This is a genomic window from Devosia sp. A369, from assembly GCF_054489345.1.
The window spans coordinates 79,435-99,860 of sequence record NZ_JBTMWV010000006.1 but is presented as its reverse complement, the minus strand read 5'-3'; the positions used below and the strand labels follow the sequence as shown (position 1 = coordinate 99,860).

The 20,426-nt window shown below is 64.2% G+C and carries 21 protein-coding genes and 1 pseudogene; 11 read left to right on the top strand and 11 right to left on the bottom strand.

Annotated elements, in window-relative coordinates; genetic code table 11:
• Position 1: 1 nt before the first annotated feature.
• The 4 genes from ACX3OZ_RS10050 to ACX3OZ_RS10035 are packed head-to-tail and all read left to right on the top strand — an operon-like array spanning position 2 to position 4,990.
• Positions 2–1,624, top strand: coding sequence for a helix-turn-helix domain-containing protein (locus ACX3OZ_RS10050; RefSeq protein WP_459104445.1), 1,623 nt, complete (start codon positions 2–4; stop codon positions 1,622–1,624).
• Positions 1,625–1,681: 57 nt separating this feature from the next.
• The gene (locus ACX3OZ_RS10045) at positions 1,682–2,065 is read left to right on the top strand and encodes a response regulator transcription factor (protein WP_459097435.1); all 384 of its coding nucleotides are present in this window, start codon (positions 1,682–1,684) and stop codon (positions 2,063–2,065) included.
• Positions 2,066–2,078: 13 nt separating this feature from the next.
• Positions 2,079–2,285 carry a hypothetical protein gene (locus ACX3OZ_RS10040; RefSeq protein ID WP_459097436.1) on the top strand — a complete coding sequence of 69 codons (207 nt, stop codon included), beginning with the start codon at positions 2,079–2,081 and terminating at the stop codon, positions 2,283–2,285.
• A complete protein-coding gene (locus ACX3OZ_RS10035; RefSeq protein WP_459097437.1) occupies positions 2,285–4,990 on the top strand; it encodes an ATP-binding protein in 2,706 nt (901 codons plus the stop codon). The genes ACX3OZ_RS10040 and ACX3OZ_RS10035 overlap by 1 nt, the downstream gene beginning before the upstream one ends.
• Here the strand turns inward: ACX3OZ_RS10035 and ACX3OZ_RS10030 are convergent.
• Positions 4,987–5,802, bottom strand: a complete 816-nt coding sequence (locus ACX3OZ_RS10030; protein ID WP_459097525.1) for an ion channel — start codon at positions 5,800–5,802, stop codon at positions 4,987–4,989. The genes ACX3OZ_RS10035 and ACX3OZ_RS10030 overlap by 4 nt on opposite strands.
• An 89-nt stretch (positions 5,803–5,891) precedes the next feature.
• Between ACX3OZ_RS10030 and ACX3OZ_RS10025 the strand changes: the two genes are divergently transcribed.
• The 4 genes from ACX3OZ_RS10025 (at position 5,892) to ACX3OZ_RS10010 (ending at position 9,125) form a co-directional block, all read left to right on the top strand.
• Positions 5,892–6,389: a DUF1993 domain-containing protein gene (locus tag ACX3OZ_RS10025; protein WP_459104444.1), complete on the top strand. Its 498-nt coding sequence runs from the start codon at positions 5,892–5,894 to the stop codon at positions 6,387–6,389.
• 116 nt (positions 6,390–6,505) lie between these two features.
• Positions 6,506–7,249, top strand: a complete 744-nt coding sequence (locus tag ACX3OZ_RS10020; protein ID WP_459104443.1) for a glycosyltransferase family 2 protein — start codon at positions 6,506–6,508, stop codon at positions 7,247–7,249.
• 71 nt (positions 7,250–7,320) lie between these two features.
• Positions 7,321–8,856, top strand: a complete 1,536-nt coding sequence (gene fliK / locus ACX3OZ_RS10015; protein WP_459104442.1) for a flagellar hook-length control protein FliK — start codon at positions 7,321–7,323, stop codon at positions 8,854–8,856.
• Positions 8,853–9,125 carry an EscU/YscU/HrcU family type III secretion system export apparatus switch protein gene (locus ACX3OZ_RS10010; protein ID WP_459104441.1) on the top strand — a complete coding sequence of 91 codons (273 nt, stop codon included), beginning with the start codon at positions 8,853–8,855 and terminating at the stop codon, positions 9,123–9,125. Before fliK ends, ACX3OZ_RS10010 begins: the two co-directional genes overlap by 4 nt.
• Positions 9,126–9,179: 54 nt before the next feature.
• On the opposite strand, the gene ACX3OZ_RS10005 is transcribed toward ACX3OZ_RS10010, so the two are convergent.
• The gene (locus ACX3OZ_RS10005) at positions 9,180–9,599 is read right to left on the bottom strand and encodes a hypothetical protein (RefSeq protein WP_459097442.1); all 420 of its coding nucleotides are present in this window, start codon (positions 9,597–9,599) and stop codon (positions 9,180–9,182) included.
• Between the two features lie 186 nt (positions 9,600–9,785).
• On the opposite strand from ACX3OZ_RS10005, the gene ACX3OZ_RS10000 reads away from it, so the two are divergent.
• Positions 9,786–10,334 (top strand): DUF2076 domain-containing protein, encoded by a 549-nt coding sequence (locus ACX3OZ_RS10000; protein WP_459104440.1) that lies wholly within the window; start codon positions 9,786–9,788, stop codon positions 10,332–10,334.
• A gap of 34 nt (positions 10,335–10,368) precedes the next feature.
• Here the strand turns inward: ACX3OZ_RS10000 and ACX3OZ_RS09995 are convergent.
• Positions 10,369–10,725 (bottom strand): annotated as a pseudogene (locus ACX3OZ_RS09995) (cell wall hydrolase); the annotation flags it as partial.
• 204 nt (positions 10,726–10,929) lie between these two features.
• On the bottom strand, positions 10,930–11,262 hold the full coding sequence (locus ACX3OZ_RS09990) for a hypothetical protein (RefSeq protein ID WP_459097444.1): 333 nt from the start codon (positions 11,260–11,262) through the stop codon (positions 10,930–10,932).
• Positions 11,263–11,444: 182 nt separating this feature from the next.
• On the opposite strand from ACX3OZ_RS09990, the gene ACX3OZ_RS09985 reads away from it, so the two are divergent.
• Positions 11,445–11,771 (top strand): hypothetical protein, encoded by a 327-nt coding sequence (locus ACX3OZ_RS09985; protein WP_459097445.1) that lies wholly within the window; start codon positions 11,445–11,447, stop codon positions 11,769–11,771.
• On the opposite strand, the gene ACX3OZ_RS09980 is transcribed toward ACX3OZ_RS09985, so the two are convergent.
• On the bottom strand, positions 11,768–12,349 hold the full coding sequence (locus ACX3OZ_RS09980) for a 5'-methylthioadenosine/S-adenosylhomocysteine nucleosidase (protein ID WP_459104439.1): 582 nt from the start codon (positions 12,347–12,349) through the stop codon (positions 11,768–11,770). The two genes, ACX3OZ_RS09985 and ACX3OZ_RS09980, sit on opposite strands and share 4 nt — an antisense overlap.
• A gap of 128 nt (positions 12,350–12,477) precedes the next feature.
• Between ACX3OZ_RS09980 and ACX3OZ_RS09975 the strand changes: the two genes are divergently transcribed.
• Positions 12,478–13,824 (top strand): MFS transporter, encoded by a 1,347-nt coding sequence (locus ACX3OZ_RS09975; protein ID WP_459104438.1) that lies wholly within the window; start codon positions 12,478–12,480, stop codon positions 13,822–13,824.
• 8 nt (positions 13,825–13,832) lie between these two features.
• On the opposite strand, the gene ACX3OZ_RS09970 is transcribed toward ACX3OZ_RS09975, so the two are convergent.
• The 6 genes from ACX3OZ_RS09970 to ACX3OZ_RS09945 all read right to left on the bottom strand — a co-directional run bounded on the left by ACX3OZ_RS09970 (position 13,833) and on the right by ACX3OZ_RS09945 (position 20,375).
• The gene (locus tag ACX3OZ_RS09970; protein WP_459097447.1) at positions 13,833–15,041 is read right to left on the bottom strand and encodes an MFS transporter; all 1,209 of its coding nucleotides are present in this window, start codon (positions 15,039–15,041) and stop codon (positions 13,833–13,835) included.
• Positions 15,042–15,124: 83 nt separating this feature from the next.
• Complete coding sequence (locus tag ACX3OZ_RS09965; RefSeq protein WP_459104437.1) at positions 15,125–16,633, bottom strand: FAD-dependent monooxygenase; 1,509 nt, start codon at positions 16,631–16,633, stop codon at positions 15,125–15,127.
• Positions 16,634–16,997: 364 nt separating this feature from the next.
• Positions 16,998–17,936: an N-acetylglucosamine kinase gene (locus ACX3OZ_RS09960; RefSeq protein WP_459097449.1), complete on the bottom strand. Its 939-nt coding sequence runs from the start codon at positions 17,934–17,936 to the stop codon at positions 16,998–17,000.
• Positions 17,933–18,598 (bottom strand): N-acetylmannosamine-6-phosphate 2-epimerase, encoded by a 666-nt coding sequence (locus ACX3OZ_RS09955; RefSeq protein WP_459104436.1) that lies wholly within the window; start codon positions 18,596–18,598, stop codon positions 17,933–17,935. The genes ACX3OZ_RS09960 and ACX3OZ_RS09955 overlap by 4 nt, the downstream gene beginning before the upstream one ends.
• The gene (locus ACX3OZ_RS09950; RefSeq protein ID WP_459097451.1) at positions 18,595–19,458 is read right to left on the bottom strand and encodes a carbohydrate ABC transporter permease; all 864 of its coding nucleotides are present in this window, start codon (positions 19,456–19,458) and stop codon (positions 18,595–18,597) included. Before ACX3OZ_RS09950 ends, ACX3OZ_RS09955 begins: the two co-directional genes overlap by 4 nt.
• On the bottom strand, positions 19,455–20,375 hold the full coding sequence (locus ACX3OZ_RS09945) for a carbohydrate ABC transporter permease (protein ID WP_459097452.1): 921 nt from the start codon (positions 20,373–20,375) through the stop codon (positions 19,455–19,457). The genes ACX3OZ_RS09950 and ACX3OZ_RS09945 overlap by 4 nt, the downstream gene beginning before the upstream one ends.
• Between the last annotated feature and the right edge of the window lie 51 nt (positions 20,376–20,426).

Genomic DNA, 20,426 nt, shown 5'->3' with positions numbered 1-20,426 from the left:
CATGCGGGCGCCAATAGGGTTTCGCATCAGCAACCGGCGGAAATCACTCAAGATTTCGCAGGCCGCGCTGGCCAGAGTGATTGGTATTTCGCCCAGCTATCTCAATCTGATCGAGAACAATAAACGCGATATTGCCGGCGCTTTGCTGAACCGGGTCGCCGCCAAGCTGAATATTGATATCGATGAGCTGGCCGGCCGGTCCGAGCAAAAGCTGCTGCAGGACCTCGAAGAGGCCTTTGCCGACCCCATGCTAGAGTCGCTGCCATTCCGCCCGGATGAGCGCCGCGAGCTGGTGGCGCAATACCCAGCCAGCGCCACAGCCTTGGCGCGGCTGCACCGGGCCTATGGCGATGCCATTGCCAGCGCCGACGCCTATGCCGACCGGTTGCGCTCGGACCCGCTGCTGAGCCAGTTGCTGCATCAGATCCTGTCGGGCATCACCGCGGTGCGCTCCAGCGCCGAAATTCTCGAGGATGTGGGCGATCTGGACGAGGCCGAGCGGCGGCAGTTTCTCGCGGCCATCGGCCGTGAAACGCGGACGCTGGCTGATGTGGCGCGCAATTTGATCGGCCAGTTCGAAACCTCAAGCCGCAGCCGCAGCAGCGTTTCGCCGGCGCGCGAGATCGATGATCTGATCATCGAGCAGGAGAACCATTTCCCTGAACTCGAACGGGTAGCCGATGGCTTACGCGTTGAAATCGAGCGGGCAGGGCCATTCGGCATTGCCACGCTGGCCAGTCTGCTGGGCGAAAAATTCGGCGTGACCGTGGTGATGGGCGGCCCGCCTACCGAGCCGGACTATCCCGGGCAATACCGGTTTGATCCATCGCGCCGGGTGATGTGGTTCCATGGGGCGTCGACGCTGGCGACACGACAATTCCAGCTGGCGCGGCTCTATGGCGAGCTGGCGGCCGCCGACGCCATCGCGCAGGTGCTGGAAAGCGCCACCCTATCGACCCCGACCGCGCGGCGGCTCGCCTCGCGGGCCGTTGGCTCCTATCTGGCCGGGGCCATGGTGTTTCCCTATGGGCGCATGCTGGAGGAGGTCGAGGCCTCGGCCTATGACATCGACCATTTGCGCCAGGTGTACAACGCCAGCTTCGAGCAGGTGGCGCACAGGCTGGTCACGCTGCGGCGGCCGGGCGAGGAAGGTATACCCTTCGGCTTCCTGCGCTCCGACCCGGCAGGGCGGCTGACCAAGCATTTCCCCTTGCCGGGACTGCTGCTGCCCAATAGCGGCCATGCCTGCCCGCTCTGGGCAATTTATGGAGCGTTTCGCGTGCCTGATACCATGCTGCGGCAAGTGGTGCGCTTCTCCGATGGCTCGCGTTATATGTTTCTCGGGCGCACGGTGCAGCAGCGGGCCGGCTCCTTCCACCGGCAGCCGACGCTGTCTTCGGTCATGCTGGCCTGCGACGTGCTGCATGCCGACCGAACGATCTACGGCTCCGGGCTCGACCTGTCGGACCTGTCGGCCGATATTCCGGTGGGACCGAGCTGTCGGCTTTGCACCCGCCGCGACTGCGCCAGCCGGCAGGAAGAGGCCCTGTCGCCGGGCGGAAATGGCGCCGAAATCCGTGCGCCGCTGCTACCTGCGGATTTCGGCCTTGGCGATCCGTCGTGATTAGGCTTTAGTGCCGGAACTCGCGGAGGGGAGACCGTGGGTAGCCAAGGGGGAAATTTGGCACTCGATGTACTCATTGCCGAGGACGAACCGAGCATTCTTGAATCGCTCGACTTCATCCTGCGGCGTGCGGGCTGGTCCATCAGCGCCGTAACCGATGGCGACGCGGCGCTGGAAGCCGTTCGACGCCTGCGGCCGCGCGTGCTGGTGCTCGACGTCATGCTGCCCAAGCGCAGCGGCTTCGAGGTGCTCAAGCAGATCCGTGCTGATGCCGATACCCGCAGCCTGCGGGTGCTGATCCTGACGGCCAAGGGCCAGCAGCAGGATCGCCGCATTGCCGAGGAGTTCGGGGCGGACGTGTTCGTCACCAAGCCCTATGCCAATGCCGATGTGGTCGGCGCGGTACGGCAATTACTGGGCGAGCATGGCGGACCGGCGTAGGCTCACTGGCGGCATGCTGCTGCTGACAGTGCTCGGCGCAGTGCTGATGCTGCCGCCCATGGTCTATGTGTTCAGCCACCCCGTTTCCCATTTCGGCATTCCGCAGATCGTTTTCTACCTCTTCGTCGTCTGGCTGCTGCTGGTCGTCGGCACGGCATTGCTAGCCCATGCCCTGCCGCCGGACGAGCATGGCTCCGACCCGGGCAAGGGTGAGCACTGATGCTGTCGGCCGATTTCGTCATCGCCACGGCGGTTGGCTATGTCGGGCTGCTGTTCGTGCTGGCCTATTTCGGCGACCGCCGCGCCCGCACTCACACCAAATCCTTCCTGCACTCGCCGGCGGTCTACACGCTGTCCATCTCGGTTTATTGCACCAGCTGGACGTTTTATGGCGCCGTGGGCAATGCGGCGCGCAGTGGGTTGGAGTTCGTCACCATCTATCTGGGGCCGACGCTGGTGTTCGTCGGCTGGTGGTTCCTGCTGCGCCGGTTGGTGCGGATCAGCCATTTACAGCGCATCACCTCGGTAGCCGACCTGCTTTCGTCGCGCTTCGGCAAATCCAACCGGCTGGCCGTGCTGATCACCTGCATCGCGGTCATCGGTATTGCCCCCTATATCGCGCTGCAGCTCAAGGCCGTGACCTCCTCGATCCAGGCCGTGGCCGGTTCGTCCGAATTCGGCCAAGGGAGCCTCGCCGGGATTGACGATGTGGGACTGGCCTTTGGCGTCGCGGCCGCAATGGCCCTGTTCACCATCCTGTTCGGCACCCGCCATATCGACGCCAAGGAACAGCATCACGGCGTCGTCGCCGCCATTGCCTTCGAGGCTGTTGTAAAGCTGACGGCGTTGCTGGCGGTGGGCATATTTGTCGTGTTTGTCGGCGGCGGCTTTGAAAATATCTTTAGCCGTGCGGCCGAGATCGGCATCGAAGTCGACTCCAGGAACACGTTTGACGCCCGCTGGCTGACCACTTTGGGTCTCTCCATTGCCGCCATTGTCTGCCTGCCGCGCCAGTTTCAGGTCACCGTGGTCGAAAATTCCGACGAGAACCATCTGCGCGTCGCCAGCTGGGCCTTCCCCGCCTATATGCTGCTGATGAGCCTGTTCATCCTGCCGATTGCGGTGTTCGGCATGACCACCATGCCGGCTGGCTCCAACCCCGACATGTTCGCCCTGACTCTGCCGATGGCATTCGGGCAGGACGCGCTGGCGCTGTTCGCCTTTATCGGCGGCTTCTCGTCGGCGACCTCGATGATCATCCTCGAGTCGATCGCGCTGTCGATCATGGTGTCCAACCACATCATCATGCCGCTGATCCTGCGTTTCAGCTCGGGCGGCGGTGGCGACGGGCAGGGCGTGACCAGCATGGTGCTGATCGCCCGGCGCTTTTCCATCGTGCTGATCCTGTCGCTCGGGTTTTTCTATTTCTTCTTCACCCGCGATTCCAACGCGCTGGCGCCGATCGGGCTGATTTCCTTCACCGCCATCGCCCAGTTCTTTCCGGCGGTCATCGCTGCCTTGTTCTGGCGCGAGGCCTCGCTCAAGGCCGCCACTGCAGCCATCGCCGCCGGCTTCGTGTTCTGGGTGTGGTGCAGTTTCCTGCCCTCCTTCGAATCGGTGTCGCCACAGGTCGCCTTGCTACTCAGCGAGGGGCCGTGGGGGATTTCCTGGCTGCGCCCCGAGGCCATGTTCGGGCTCAACGACGTCGATTCCCTCGCCCATGCCGCGTTCTGGAGCCTGTCGATCAACGTGTTGACGCTGACCGTGGTGTCGCTGCTGACCAGTCAGTCAGCACTGGAGCGGATTCAGGCCAGCGTCTTCGTCGATGTGTTCAAGCGGGGTCAGGCGACGCGCGGCAATTTCGTGCGTGGCTCGGCCACCGCCAATGATCTGTTCTTCGTCGCTGAACGCGTGCTGGGCGACCGTCGCGCCGCGGCCTTGTTCCAGACCGAGGCGCGCGATAGCGGCGTCGACCCCGACATGCTGGAGCCCTCGCCCGAATTCATTGGCAGGCTGGAGCGTGAACTGGCCGGCTCCATCGGCGCGGCGTCGGCGCACGTCATGCTGTCCAAAGTGGTGTCGGGCAGCGAGGTGTCGCTGGAAGAAATGATGCAGATGGCCGACGAGACCCAGCAGGTCATCGAATATTCCCAGCAGCTGGAAAAAACCTCGGCCGAATTGCGCTCCACCGCCCAGCAACTGGAAGATGCCAACTTCCAGCTGCGCGAGCTGGATAGCCAGAAAGATGAATTCCTCAGCCAGGTGAGCCACGAAGTGCGCACCCCGATGACCTCCATCCGCTCCTTCTCGGAAATTTTGCTCGATGCCGGCGAGATCGACGACGCCCAGCGTCACCACTTCGTCTCGACCATTCACCAGGAAAGCCTGCGGCTGACCAAGCTGCTCGATGAGATCCTCGATCTGTCGGCGCTGGAACGCGGTGAGCGCACCTGGGACAATAGCCCGACCGATGCCGGCGCGGCGCTCGACCGGGCCCTGGCAGTGTGCGAGGCCCTGCTGCGGCAGCGCGGCATGAAGGTTGAACTGGGCGAACGAGCCCGCCGGACCATGGTGAAGGGCGATGCGGACCGGCTATGTCAGGTCTTCATCAATCTGATTTCCAATGCGGTGAAATACAACGACACCGACGAGCCCAAAATGCGCATCGCCACTTCGGTCCGCGCCGGCAATTACGTGGTCGAAATTTCCGATAATGGACCGGGCATCGCCAAGAGCGAACGCAAGCTGATCTTTGAAAAATTCTGGCGTGGACCCGGCGGCGTGGCGGACCAGGGCGGAGCCGGGCTGGGCCTCGCCATTTCCCGGCAGATCGTCAGCCGCATGAATGGCTCGCTCGATCTGGTGCAGGGAGCCTTGCCGGGCGCCTGCTTCCGTGTGCGGCTGGCGGTAGTGCGGCCCAGCTAGCCCTCGCCGTGGTCGGGAATATTCAGCAGATGTCCGCAGGCCTTGCAGTGGACGGCGTCCGGCTCATGCTTTTGCAAGCCGCATTGCGGGCAGGGGAAATGCACCTTGGCCGGGCGGAAGATCGACTGCGCCAGCCGCACGAACAGCGAAATGCCGATGATCATGATGGCAATGGAGGCCAGCTTGCCGCCAGTGCCGGGCAGGGTCAGGTCGCCATAGCCGGTGGTGGTAACGGTGGTCACGGTGAAATACAGCGCGTCGACATAGCTGGCGATAGCGTCGTTACCGCGATTGGCGAAGGCGGTATAGACGAAGCCGGTGACCACAAACAGGAACACCAGCAGGTTGATTACCGCCTGCACCGCATCCTGGTACCGCGCCAGACCGCGCTTGCGCAGCGGCCGCCAGAAGGTGGACGTGCGGGTCAGCGTCCACAGCCGCAGAATGCGGAGGAACCCCAGATTGAACAGCCAGGTCGGCGCCAGCAGCGTGGCGAGGATGAACAGGTCGATGATGATCGGCGGTTGCCGCAGCCAGCGCAAAATATCGGTCGAGGCCAGCGCGCGCGCCACCATGTCGATGATCAACACGCCGGCAATGGAGTAGTCGATCCAGAGGAACGACGTGTTGTCACGCAGTAGGGGCGTGGCGATGAAAAACAAAATGATGGCCAGATCGACGACCATCACCGAGCGCTGGAAGCGCTGCGCCTTGGGCGACTGACTGTGATAGAGCAGCCGCAAGGTCGATCTCAGCCGCTGAAACCCGGTCGATTTTTCCGGCGTCGTCTCGGCCACCTTGTCTTTTTTCATACCCATACCGAACTGCCTTGCCAGCCCTCCAATGCGGGCGCAAGAAGAGTTGTTCCCGTTCGGGGCCGGACAATCAAGGTGACTTTGCGATGAGCATTTCTGTCTACGGCATGACCGTGCCGATCTTCACGCGCATGCTGACCAATCTGCTGGCCATGGACAAGGCCGAAGCCAATGCGGGCGAGCGCAAGGTCGACACCATGGTGCTGTCCAATATGCGGCTGGCGGCGGACATGATCCCGTTTCGCGGGCAAGTGATGATCGCCACCGACCACGTCAAGGGCTGCGTGTCGCGCCTGGCTGGCCGCGAAATCCCGTCCTGGCCGGATACCGAAGAGAGTTTCGATCAACTCCGCGCCCGTATCCAGAAGGCGCTCGACCTGCTGGCGACGATCAAGCCGGAAGACCTTGAGGGCGGCAACGAGCGGCAAGTGACGCTCAAGCTGGGCGGCAAGGACGTGACCATGTCGGGCCAGACCTATCTGACCGAGCGGGCACTGCCGAACTTCTTCTTCCACGTCACTACGGCCTACGCCATTCTGCGTCCTGCCGGCGTGCCGATTGGCAAGCGCGACTATATCGGCTGAGGCGAGCCGGGGCTTGCCCCAGGAAAAGCGCGCTGCTCTGTTGCCGTTGCCGCAGTCAGCGGCTATTGGCAGCGCATCGCGGCGCGCCGCGCCGCCCCCTTAGCCCAGAGGCAGCAATGAAACTGGCCTTCGTCATACCCGCCTATAATGAAGAGGCGCTGATCGGCAAATGCCTCGACTCGGTGGTGGCCGAAATCGCGCGCTCCGGGGCCGATGCCGAGATCATTGTCGTCAACAATGCTTCCACGGACCGCACCGGCGAAATCGCCCGCAGCTTCCCCAGTGTCCGCGTGGTGGATGAGCCCAAAAAGGGTCTGGTCAATGCCCGCGACGCCGGCTTTGCCGCCAGCGAAGGTTTTGAGCTGGTCGCCAATATCGACAGCGACACCATGGTGCCGGCCGGCTGGCTCGACACCGTGCTGACCGAATTCCAGCGCGATCCCAAGCTGGCGTGCCTCAGCGGCCCCTATGTCTATTACGACATGAGCGCTTGGAGCCGGTTCCTGGTGAATATGTTCTACGGCCTGACCTGGCTGATCTACGTGCTCAATCGCTATATTTTGCGCGTCGGCTCGGTGGTGCAGGGTGGCAATTTCGTCTTCAAGCGCGCCGCCTGGGCGCAGGTGGGCGGCTATGACCGCTCGATCCAGTTTTTCGGCGAAGACACCGATGTCGCCGTGCGCCTGTCCAAGGTGGGCAAGGTCAAATTCACCTTTGCCCTCAAGATGAACACCTCCGGCCGCCGGCTGGAGAAGGAAGGTGTGTTCCGCACGGCGGGCACCTACACGCTGAATTTCTTCTGGGTGACCTTCCGCGGCAAGCCGGCCACCAAGGATTATACCGACGTCCGGCCCGACTGAACGCCGATAGCGGGAATCGTCCCACCTGCTAGAGTGGGCAGGCCGCATAGGGCGGCCGAGGGTTGGAACGCATGTCGATCCCTTCCCAACTTCCCCAACTGGTGACTGCCGCCCGCACCGGGGCGCTGCAGGCCTTGGCCTTGCAGGCCTTGGCCTTGCAGGCCGGGCAATTGATCGATGCCAGGATCGTCGCCACAGCGCCGAATGGCGGCACCCAGGTGGAAATCCGCGGGCAAATGCTGAACCTGCTGCTGCCGATGGTAGTGCAGGCCGGGCAGACCCTGACCTTTGAGGTGCAGGGCAGCGGCCCGCAATTGCGCCTGGCGCTGCAGCCGGCAGCCGCCGTAACGCCCAGCCCAGCGCCCGCCGCAGCCAGCCCGCCAGTGCCGCAACCGGCTAGTCCCCTTCCGATGTCCCCAGCGTCGGCACCACCGCCGCAGATTTTGCCGTCGCCACAGCCCGTGCCACTCGCCGCGCAACCGACCAGCCCGGCGGCAGCGCAGCCCGCTCAGCCAGTAGTGTTGCCAGCGACGCCTTATGCCCCGGCCTCGCCAGCGATGGTGTCGACCAACCCGGCTGCAACCGCTGTTGCGACCACGGCGCCCGCCACGCCGCCAGCCGCGCAGCCCATACCCGGTGGCATCCAGCCGGTGGCCCCAGCCATGACCGGGGGCGGCCTCTCCAATCAACCGCCTCCGGCCCAGCCGGCGACCCCACAGGCGGCCCTCGCCCAGATGGTACAGGCTTCCGTGCCCCGGCAGGGCGCGGTGACCAATCTGACGGCGGCGCTGACGGCCATTGCCGGCCGGGTCGTGCTCCCGGAGCCGGTGCTGCGGGCGGCGCAGCAGGTCTTGGCAGGGCGAGTGGCCATCGACGGCGTCAAATTCGACGGCGCAAGCTTGCAGAATGCGGTACGCAGCTCGGGCGTGTTTCAGGAGGCCGCGCTGGCGCGCGGCCAGTCGCCACTGCCACAGGCCGACATGAAGTCGGCGCTGCTGGCCTTGCGGCAGACGCTGACCACCTGGCTGGGCCAGCATGCGCCGGTGACGCCGGTCGCCCATATCGCGCCGCCGCTGAAAGGCAGCGTGCCGCGCGCCCGGGCCAACGAGCCGCCGCCGCTCGATCCCGATGACGGGCCCGAAGCGATCGGCAAGCAATTGCTGGAGCGCACGGATTCAGCGCTGGCGCGGGTCCGGCTGCACCAGCATGCCTCTTTGCCCGAGCCGTTGGGCCGAACCGGCGATTGGAGCATGGACCTGCCGGTGCTGGTCGGCACCCAGCAGACGCTGATGCAGATCCAGATTCACCGCGACCAAAGCAATGAGGGTGCCGAAGGCGGCGAGCGTGGCTGGCAATTGCGCTTCGCGCTGAACCTGCCGGGCATGGGAGAAGTGGGTGCGCAGGTGTCGCTACGGGCCGGGGCCACGGGCGTGATGCTGTGGGCCACCGAGCCTCAAACCTCGGCGGCGCTGGAGGCGGACCTAGCGCTGCTGCGCGATGGGCTCATGGCGGCCGGTCTCAACCCCAGCGCCGTCATCGTCCGCCACGGCGCGCCACCGGCGCCGCCGCCTGCGCCTTCGGGCCATTTCGTGGATGCGCGCACATGAGCGATGACCGCAAACCACGCGCGCTAGCTGTGGCGCTGCAATATGAAAAGGGGACGCGGGACGCGCCGCGCGTCATCGCCAAGGGGCGTGGGCTGCTCGCCGACCGCATTGTCGAACTGGCGGAGGAAAATGGCGTGGTGATCGAGGCCAATCCGGTGTTGGCCGAGGCGCTCAGCGGCGTCGAAATCGACGACACCATTCCGCTTGAACTCTACGAGGCCGTGGCCATCGTCATCGGCTATGTGTTGCGGGTCAGTACGCAGAAATAGCCGGAACCGGCCCCGCAATGGATCGCGAGGCCGGATTGATCGGTAATTTCGAGCTTACTGAACGCCAAGCATCTGCTTGGCGGCCTGCTCAGCCATGTCGCCGGCCTGGGTGATCTGCTCGGCCGTCAGGCCCTGCGCCTTGGCGGCATCTTCAGCGGCCTTGCGGGCAGCAGCAATGGTTTCGGCCTTCTGCGCATCGGTCATGGTGGCGGCCTGGGCCTGCACAGCCTGCATCGCCTGCTCCGGGGTCACCGTGGTGGCATCGGCAGCAGGGGCTGCGGCAGGAGCGGCAGCAGGTGCCATCGCCGGCGCGGCCGGAACGGCTTCGACAGCGGGTGCTGCCGCTGCGGCGGGCGCTGCCACCGGGGCGGTTTCGGTCGTCGCTGCGGGCGCTGCAGGGGCGTTGGAGTCGCTGCAGGCAGCCAGAGTCAGGAGGGCGACGGCAGCCAGCGGCAGCAGGATCTTGGTGGTCATTGAGAATATCCCTGTGGTCTCGGCCACTTATGCGGCCAATCACGGTCTCGTTACACTGCGAGTCCTGGCGAAGTTTTGGCCAAGCCGTGGCTTTTGTGAGGCAAAGTCCAATGGGGCGATCAACATTGCAACGATTGGCCTTGCTACCCACTTATTCCCCATCATCCGTCGCTCAGGAGTGGGCCCATGCCGAACCAGCAAGACCAGCAGGCGATCGACAGCCTGTTCAACCGCATCGAAGATGTGGCGCGCAACAGCCAGCCGCGTGATCGGGATGCCGAAGCACTGATCCAGCAGCGATTGCGCGAATTTCCGCCCGCGCCCTATTACATGGCCCAGACCATTCTGGTGCAGGAAGAGGCACTGCGGCAGGCGCAGGAGCGCATTCAGGAGCTTGAGGCCAACCAGCGCGCCAGCTCAGGCGGCGGCTTTCTCGACAGTCTGTTCGGCGGCGACGTGCCACCGCGTCGGCCGGCCCGCCGTGGACCATGGGATCGTGGGTCGCAGGATTATGCTGACCGGCGCGGGCAGGGCGGCGGCTTTCTCGCGGGCGCGGCACAGACTGCGCTTGGCGTTACCGGCGGCATGCTGCTGGGGAGCGCCATTGTCGGCATGCTCGGCGGCGAGGCGCAGGCCGGGGAGCCGGACAGTGGCAGCGCTGACGATCAGCAGGATATTGACGCCGGTGGCGACGGTTTCGATGGTGGCGACTTCGATATCGGCGGCGATTTCTAGGCTTCCTGCCGGGACCTCAGAATGTTCCGGGAGTGCGCTTTTCGTAGAACTCGTTGCCGCCAGCTTCGAGCACGTAATACATATTGTTGTAGGGGAAGCGCAGGCCGGCGGTGTGGAAATGCTGGGCATTCTGCACGCCGGGATGCCGCGCGCCACGCAGCACCTGGTCGGCGGTCTGCGCCGCCAAAACCGCGCCGCTATCGGTCATCTTGCGCGTGAGTACGCCCTGGGCGAACTGGTTTTTCTGCCCCACCACGCCGCAGACTGATCTGGGGTAGCGGCCGTCATGGACCCGGTTCATCACCACGGTTCCGACGGCAAGCATGCCTTCGGAACTGGAGCGGTTGGACTCGAAATACATCGCGCGCATCAGGCATTCTTTTTCGCTGAGCTGCGCCATGCCGAAATTGAGGCCCAGGAAACTGCAGCCACCCAGGCTGGTCACCGCGACGGCAAAAGCGGCGAAACGCAATATGGCTGTTTGGGAACGCGCCATGGGGCATCTCCGGTCTGTTGCTTTTGTGCAAGTTTGACCGAAAATGCCCCAACAGACTTAAGGAAGGCCTGCGTCGAAGGGTTAATGAAACGACAAAGCTCAGTGGCGCGTGAAGATCAGCGTCGAGAGCAGGGCGATGACGCCGAGCGCGACTAGGGCCGGAACCGGGTTCTCCTGCACCGCCTTGCCGGCGGCATTGGCCTGGCGGCCGACCTGCTTGGCAACCACGGCGCCCTGGTGGCGCACTTCCTTGGCGATGGCCACGGCGTTGTGCTGTACATCGTCCAGCGCGCCGCCACTATATTCGCTGACAGCAGAAGAGATTGCGGCGATTTCCTTACGCAAGTTCGCAACCTGGTCATGCAGTGCATCGGACATGTTTTCGCTGGCGTCTTCGACGGTCTTGAGGGTTCGTTTGGCGGCGGTGGCCATCGGCTCGCTCCGGTAAGTTGAGTGTGTAGTGGCTCAACTCGGCGCCGGGCCGGAGGTTCCCCCAGCCCGCTATCTGGGGCGATTTAGCCGTTTGCACGAAAAAGTAACCGCATTCCTCTTGGCTACTATATGTCTTATGCCCAGATAGTGGGTGGAACAGTTCCGTCCGAGGGGATCCGACTATGGCAGCCAAGAGCCACGACCGCCTCAACCGGCAGTTTGACCGCCTGCAACGCCGCATACCCGATTTCGCCGCCCGCCTGCTCGAACGCGTTCGCCGTCCCGGTGCGCGCTGGGTTCGCATTCCACTGAGCATCCTGTTGATTTTGGGCGGTATTTTCAGCTTCCTGCCGGTGCTGGGTATCTGGATGCTGCCGCTGGGCCTGCTGCTGCTGGCGATCGATCTGGTGTTCCTGCAAGGACCAGTCAATCTGGCCATCGTCCGTGGCACCCGCAAATGGACCACCTGGCGCCGCGCCCGCCGCGACAAAAAGGCCAGTGGTAACTAGGCGCTGAGCGCCTCGATCACATCGACCGCCGCCGCCAGCTTCTCATCGATAATGTGCAGATACTGCGTCCAGTCGCCGACATGGCCGAGCTCTTCTGCGCCATCCGAAATGCCGCGCAGCGCCAGCAGCGGCACGCCAAAGCTCTGGCAAGCCCGCAGCACGGCATAGGTTTCCATATCCACCATCTCGGCCTCGATCGCGTCATAAGCCACGCCGGAAACGATATTGGCGCCAGTCGACAGCGTGGCCGTGGCGAGGCCCGGGATGGTGTGCAGCGGCAGCACGGCCGGAAGATCGAGGAAGGGCGTCTGGCCCATGGGAAAGCCCAGCGCCGACGCATCCATGTCGCGATAGCTGACGCTGCTGGCCTGATAGACGCCGCATTGTTCCAGACTACGCGAGCCAGCCGAGCCGAGTGACACCACCAGTCCGGGCAGATTGTCCTGCCGTTCGGCCAGCGCCCGCGTCACCGCCACGGCGGCTTCCACCGGGCCGATGCCGGTCATCAGCGGCGTGATCCGGGCCCGCAGATGCGGCCCATATTCGGCCTCGGCGGCCATGACATAGAGGATGTTCATGGGTGCCACGCTAGCACGGCTTGGAGCAGAAAACCGCCTGCTGACAGAAGCTGACACGGTCAATCGTTACTTGAGCAAGCCGCGATAAACCCATAGTTTAACGCCCCGCGCGAGGTGCAGGTGACGTCATGAACAAGACTTTTTATCACATCCTCGGCAACAATCTCGTCGCCAATATCACCAACTTCACCGTCTGGTTCGCGGTGACCTTCTGGGTGTTCATCGAGACCCAGTCGGTATTCGCCACCGGCATGATTGCCGGGCTCTATCTGGTGTTCACCGCCGGCTTTGGCTTCTGGCTCGGTAGCATTGTCGATCACAATCCCAAAAAGCTGGTGATGATGGGCTCCAGCGTCGTATCTTTCGGCTTCTACGGCCTGGCGCTTATCGTGCTGCTGCTGGAGCCGGAAGGGGCGTTCACCGATCCCTATGGCCTTTATCTCTGGGGCTTTGTGCTGCTGATCATGCTCGGGGTGATTGCCGGCAATATCCGCTCCATCGCGCTGCCAACGCTGGTGACCGTGCTGATCCCCGAGGATCGGCGCGACAAGGCCAATGGGCTGGTCGGCATGGTGAGCGGCATTGGGTTTCTGACGACCTCGGTCATCAGCGGCTTCCTTGTGGCTTATGGCGGCATGTTGGCGGTGTTGCTGATGGCGCTGGCGCTGAGTCTGCTGGCCTTCCTGCATCTCAATTTCGTGACGATTGACGAGCAGCGCGTTGCCGCGGTTCCGGGTGAGCCGGCGGCGCCCAAGACTGTTGATATCAGGGGCACCATTGCCGTGATCGCGGCGGTGCCGGGGCTGTTTGCGTTGATCTTTTTCGCCACCATGAACAATTTCCTCGGCGGCATCTTCATGGCGCTGCTTGATGCCTATGGGCTGTCGCTGGTTTCGGTGCAGGTCTGGGGGCTGTTGTTCGGCGTGCTTTCTACGGCCTTCATCGCCAGCGGCATCATCATTTCGCAGACCGGGCTGGGCAAAAATCCCTTGCGTACCCTGCTGTTAGTCAATCTCATCACCTGGGGCGTATGCTGCATCTTCACCATCCAGCCGTCGATTTGGCTGCTGGCTGGTGGCTGTTTCATCTGGATGCTGCTGGGGCCTTATGCCGAGGCGGCCGAACATACGACGCTGCAAAAGGTGGTGCCGCTGGAGCGGCAGGGCCGGGTATTCGGCTTCGCTCAATCGGTGGAACAGTCCGCTTCGCCGCTGACGGCCTTCCTGATTGGGCCGCTGACGCAGTTCGTGGTCATTCCGTTTATGACCGACGGGGCGGGGGCTGATGCCATCGGCAGCTGGTTCGGGACCGGGCCGGATCGCGGCATTGCGCTGGTTTTCACCGTCGCCGGCCTGTTCGGGGTGATGCTGACCATTCTGGCCTTCAACTCGCGGTATTATCGTGAATTGTCAGCGGCTTATGCTGGCGGGGATGACGACGGCGATGGCGGAGCGACCGAAGCCAGCCCCGCCTGACGACAAGCTCACGCCGGCAGCATGCTGGCAGATTTCTTGCGGTTTTCTGGCGGGAAGGCCAGAGCCATGGCGGCGGCGGCCAGGCCGATGGCGGCCGAGCTGATATAGAGCCAGTGATAGTCGCCAAACGTATCGAAAATCCAGCCGCCACCGAGCGGGCCAAACGCCATGCCGATGCTCGAGGTCATGGTGATGCCACCCAGCACCATGCCCATCACCTGCGGCTCGAAATATTCGCGCGCCAACACCGCATAGAGCGGCATGACGCCGCCATAGGCCATGCCGAGCACCACGGCGAGCATGTAGAACTCGGTGAGCTGGGTGACGTAGATATAGGTGAAGATGCCGGCCGCCTGCAGCAGCAAGCCGCCGATGATCACCCGCTTGACGCCGAGCCTGTCACCCATGATGCCGAACGCCAGCCGACCGAACAGGCCGGCGACGCCTTCGACGCTATAGATGCTGGCGGCGGCCAGGGCCGAGGCGCCGCAGATCATGGCGTAGCTGACGGTGTGGAAGATCGGGCCGGAATGCGCGCCACAGCAGAGGAAGAACACCACGGCGAGCACTGCGAATTGTGGTGTGCGCAGGGCCGACCAGGTTGAGGATTTTTTTGGCTGCGGGCCATCGACCGGCGCCGCTGCCGCCAACAGGATGGGGGCGCGGCGAATGAGCAGGCTGGTGGGCAGCAGGATGATCCAGGCGGCGATGGCGATGATCAGCATGGCGCTGCGCCAGCCATAGGCTTCGATCAACACGCTGGCCAAGGGGGTGATCACCATCGGCGCGACGCCGCCGCCGATCGAGACCAGCGAAACGGCCAGACTGCGGTTTTTGTCGAACCAGGCCAGAGTTGTGGCGATGAGCGGAGCGAAGAAGGCTCCGCCAGCGGCGCCGATCAACCCGCCATAGGCGAACTGAAATTGCAGCAGGTCAGTGGCGCGGCTGGCGAGGAACAGGCCGAGGCCGAGCAGGCCCGAGGCGATCAGCACCACTGGGCGGGCGCCGATGCGGTCGCTGACCGTGCCCCAGAAAAAACCGGCAAAGCCCATGACGATAAAGCCGATGGTCATGGCCCCGGAAATGCCGGCGCGCGACCAGCCGGTGTCGTCGGCCATCGGTTGCAGATAGACCGGCAGCGCGAACATCGAGCCCGCCGCCACACAGGTGATCAGCGCCCCGGCGGCGACGATGACCCAGCCATAATGTCGTTCCATGATTTTTGCCCCTCCGAGCGTGTACCATTCTAGACGAATGGCTCCCGGCTGGCTCGACACGCCCGAGCAATTTTTTTTGCGACTTAGGGCGGGGCGGGAGGGCCGAACCAGGTGGTGAGGGCGTCGGTCAGTCCCTGCTGGCTCTGGTCCCCGACCCAGGCGACGTAGCCGTCGGGCCGGATCAGCACGGCGGCGGGCGCGGGGATCGAGCCGAGGTCCGGGAGGTCCCATGGGCCGGCATAGTGGGCGTCGAGCAGTTGTACCCGATCCGCCCATGGGGTGATGTCGAACGCGCCGGGTGCGCCGAAATTGAGCAGCAGCGGTTGGGCCTGATGCAGCAGGCTGAAGACGCGCAGCGGGCCTTTGGTGGTGACCAGATCGAGATCGGGCATGCGACGGCCGAGCAGGGGATGGCCAGGGCCGAAATCGTAATGGATGTCGAGCCCGGACAGCATGGCGGCGAAGTGGCGGCGCGGCTCGTCCATGCCCAGCAATTCCGCCACGGTGTCGCGCAGCGCCTTGGTGCGGCCGTCGTCGCGGCGCAGCGCCACGGCGGCGATGGTATTGCGCAACACGCGGGCGCCAATGGGGTGGCGTTCGGCGTGGTAGGTGTCGAGCAGGCTGTCGGGCGAAATGCCCTTGATCACCTGCGCCAGCTTCCAGCCCAGATTGACTGCGTCCTGCACCCCGGTCTGCAGCCCCTGACCGCCATCGGGCGGATGCACATGGGCGGCGTCGCCGGCAATCAACACCCGGCCCTGGCGGCAGGTGGCGGCCTGCCGCGCCATATCGGTGAAGCGGGAGATCGAGATCGGGCTGTGGACGCCGTAATCGGTGCCATAGACGGCGATCATTGCCTTGCGGAGATCGTCCAGCGTCGGGTCGCCATTGGCGCCGACCTGCTCTTCGGTGACCATGACGCCGATTGGGCCCGTGTCGGCATAGATCACCTCGCCATCGCGGATTTCGTACTCGACCCGGCCCAGCGAATGGACGCCGAAGGCGTTGCGGGTGGTGCCCCAGGCCGGTGGCAATTCAGCAAGCTCGACCTGGGCGATGAGGTTGCTGGTGGTCGGGTCGAGGCCGGGGAAGTCGATACCGGCAGTCTTGCGGATCAGGCTGCGCCCGCCGTCGCAGCCGACGAGATATTGCGCATGCAGCACCCGGCCATCGCTGAGGACTACATCGACGCCGCTGGCGTCTTGGGTGAAGTTCGTGACCGTAACACCATGGTAAATCAGCACCTTTAGCTCGTTGACCCAACCGGCGAGAATGCGTTCGATATGGTTTTGCCATAGGCCGAGCCCATAGGGATGGCGGGTGGGAAAGTCGCTGATATCAAATTTCACTCCGGCAAAGCCGGCGACCTGCGCCTTTTGCCCCTCGTCCAGAAAGCGTTCAGCGATGCCGCGCTGGTCGAGGATTTCGATGGTTCGGGAATGGAGGCCCCCGGCGCGCGAGCCGGCGAGGTTCTGACTGGGGCGGCGCTCGATGATGAGTGGTGTAACGCCGGCCAGCGCCAGTTCGCCCGCCAGCATCAGCCCGGTCGGGCCGCCGCCGGCGATGATGATTGCAGGCTGGGGATTGGGCATGGGTCGCTCCGCACAGTTGGGGTCGGACAGAGGTTTTACGCCAGGGGCGGGGCCTTGAAGCAAGACCCTTGTGCGCTACATGTAAGGATGGCGGGGGGGTGGACGTTGCCCCAACCACGATGTCACCCCGGCCTTGAGCCGGGGCCCATCCCCCGATCACACCGTTACGGCCATCTCAGGATGGGTCCCGGCTCAAGGCCGGGATGACACGGTGGTTCGATGTTGTCTCCGTGTGCTTGGCTCCACCCCACCCTCATTCCCTCCCCATCGAAGGGGAGGGAGGCGCAGGTTGCGATGCCGGTGCCATCGTCGCCCTCTCTTGTGGGGAGGGATCAGGGTCGCCCAAATGCCGGCCCCTGTGCGACTAGCCGATCGATGTTCGCGCGGCCAGCACTTGCCGCCAACCGGGGGTGCTGCTGGTTTGCAGTTGGGCGGCGGCGAGGGCGGCGTCGGCGTTGAGCAGGCGGATATCGGCGTCGGGCAGCAGGCGCTGAATTTCCTCGGTGATCAGCGGATGCAGTTTGAGCACGCCGCCGATGACGCCGACGGGGTGGTGGCCGGCCCGGGCGATCAGGGCTTGGGCCAGACGCGCCAGTTCGGCGGCGGCGTCGCGCAGGATTGTCGTGGCGACCAGATCACCGTCATGGGCAGCGCGGGCAACCGCGACGGCGAGAGTGCCGATGCGGCCGCGGTCGCCGGCATAGATGAACTGGCGCACAGCGTGCCATTCGGCCCCGCCGATGGCGTTGAACATATGCTGGGCCAGCGTGGCGACGACGTCAAAGGAGCCGTTATGGTCTTGCGCGCGGTAGAGCAGGTCCAGCGCCCGCAGCGCGATCCAGCTGCCCGAACCGGCATCGTCGATGAGAATGCCCCGGCCTCCGACGCGGACAAAACTGCTGTCGGCGCTGATATGCAGGCCAATGGAGCCGGTACCGGCGGAAATCAGATGGCCTTCGCCCGGCGCGAAATTGGCCATATAGGCCAGCACGATATCATCGGTGATGATGATGGAGCCGGGTCCCGCCATAAACACGGCGGCGATCAGGGCTTCCACCTCGGCGGCGACGGCGGAGCCATAGCCGGTCAGGCCGATGGTGATGCTGGTTGTGGCCAGCCCGGCCGCGCCCAACGCCTGGGCGATGCTGACGAGCGCCAGCCGCAGGCGTTCCTTTTCAACCGGATTGAAGATGTGTCCGGTCGCGCCAGCGGCCTGGCCGCGCGCCAGCACTGCACCAGTTTCGTCGCAGGCGACCCAGCGGCTGGCGGTGCCGCCGACATCAATGCCCAGATGAGCACTCAATGGGGGACGCCTTCGGTGACGAAGCTACGGGTAATTTCGCGCGGATTGGTGATCATGGTGCCGACGACGACGGCATGGGCGCCGGCGTCGAAGGCCCGCCGCACCAGAGCGGGCGTGTTGAAGCGGCCTTCGGCGATGACCGGCACGGAGAGGCGCGAGGCGAGAGCTTCGAGCAGGGCCAGATCGGGCTCCTGTGGCTTGGGTTGCGTCGCCTCAGTATAGCCCGAAAGCGTGGTGGCGACATAGGTCGCGCCGTAATCGGCGGCGGCCAGACCCTCTTCGATTGTGGAAATATCGGCAAACACTTCCGCGCCCAGCTCGTCGCGGATGCGGCACACCAGTTGCTCGGGGGCTTCGCCATTGCGGGGGCGGGCGGTGCAGTCGAGAGCGACGATCTCTGCGCCCGCCGCGACGATGGCTTCGGCGACGACGAAGTTGGGGGTGATGTAAACCGGGTAGCGGTCGGAGAAGATCTTGTGGATGCCGATGATCGGCAGGCCGGCGGCTTTGACCGCAGCAATGTCGTCGGGGCCGTTGGCGCGAATGGCGACGGCGCCGCCATCGCGGGCGGCCAGCGCCATGGCGCCCATGAAGGCGGGGCCATGCAACGGGTTATCGGCCCGCGCCTGGCAGGAGACGATCAGCCCGCGTGGCAGTTTCATTTCACCGCACCCGAGGTCATGCCGGCGATGAACTGCTTGGACAGCACGATATAGAGGATGACGATGGGCGCGGCCGACAGGGTCAGGCCGGAGAACAGCACGCCCCAATCGGTGGTGTATTCGCCCATGAAGGTGGTGAGGCCCTGCGGCAGGGTTTTGAGGTCATCATTCTGGATGAAGACCAGCGGGAAGAAGAAATCGTTCCAGATCGGCACTACGTTCTGGATGGCGGCGATGACCATGGCGGGCCGCACCAGCGGCAGCATGATCGACCACATGATGCGGGCCTCGCTGGCGCCATCCATGCGGGCGGCGTCCTCCAGCTCATTGGGCAGGGTGCGGATGAAGCCGGTCATGATGAACACCGTCGAGGGCAGGCCCATGGCGGTATAGACGAAGATCAGCGACAGCTGATTGTTGAGGATCGACAAGTCCCGCATCAGCATGAACAGCGGAATGATGGCCAGCTTGAGCGGCAGGGTCAGCCCGGCGAGGAAGAACATCAGGATGAAGCTGGCGCCGGTGAAGGCATAGCGGCCGATGGCATAGGCGGCCATGGTGCCCAGCGTCAGGATCAGCACCATCGAGGCGCCGGTGACGAAGAACGAGTTCAGCAGATAGCGCAGGAAATTGGTCTGGGTCCAGATTTTGATGAAGTTCGCCACCTGGGTGAAATCAGGGACGGAGAAGGGCGACTGGAAAATCTGCGGCGTGGTCTTGAAGGCCGAGAATACCATGATGACGATGGGCGCCAGCATGATGACGGTATTGGTGATCAGGATGATCTGCAGCAGCCCGTCGCGGCCCAGCGCGGCGAACGGACCCTTGCGGTCGTAATAGGCAGTTTCGGCGGCGCTCACAGCTGAATCTCCCGGGCCCGCAACCTGACGGTGATGACGCTGGCAATGGCGGCGATGAAGATGAAGATCAGCACGGCCAGCGCGCTGCCCAGCCCGAAATCCTGCTGGCCGGACGAGACGTTGCCGAAGGCGGTGCGGTAAAAATAAAGCCCCAGCACGTCAGTGGAGCCGAAGGGCGAGCCGTCGAGCCCGGCCATGATGTAGGGCAGCTCAAACCAGTTGAAGGCGCCGACAAACAGCAGGGTGAAGACGATGGTGGCGCTGGGGGCGACCAGCGGCCAGACCACTTTGGTGATCTTGACCCATTCGCTTTCGGTTTCCATGCGCACGGCGTCGAGGATTTCCCCCGGGATGCGCTGCATGCCGGCGAGGAACACCAGGGTGGGAAAACCCACCATGTGCCAGGCCTGAGCGGCGATCAGCGACCACAGGGCGGTGGAACTCTGCCCCAGCCAGGGTTGGGCCAGCCAGCCCAGCCCCATGCCGCGCAGGCTGAGATTGACCGCGCCGAACAGGGGATGGAGGAACAGCTTGAACAGATAGGCCACGATGATGGTGGAGAGCACCACGGGCAGGAACACGGCGATGCGGTGAAAGCGGGCGCCGGGCAATTCGCGCCACAGGGCATAGGCGAGCAGAAAGCCCAGCCCGTTCTGCAGCACCATCAGCGCTACGAACACCGTGATGTTGTGGCTGAAGGCATTGATGGTCCAACTGCGATAGGGCTCGACGAACAGGACGGTGGAGAAATTCTCGAGGCCGACAAAGGCGCCGCGGCGCAGGCCCTGCCAGTCGAAGAAGGCATAAGCGAAGGCCGACAGGATCGGATAGACGATGAACAGCGCCACAAACGCCAGTGGCGGCACGATGAGCACGGTGATCCACAGACCACGGCCGGTCATCCGTAATTGGGGCATGTCGCGTTCGCTTCGCTGGACAGTCGGGGCGGGGATGCCCCCTCCCGCAAG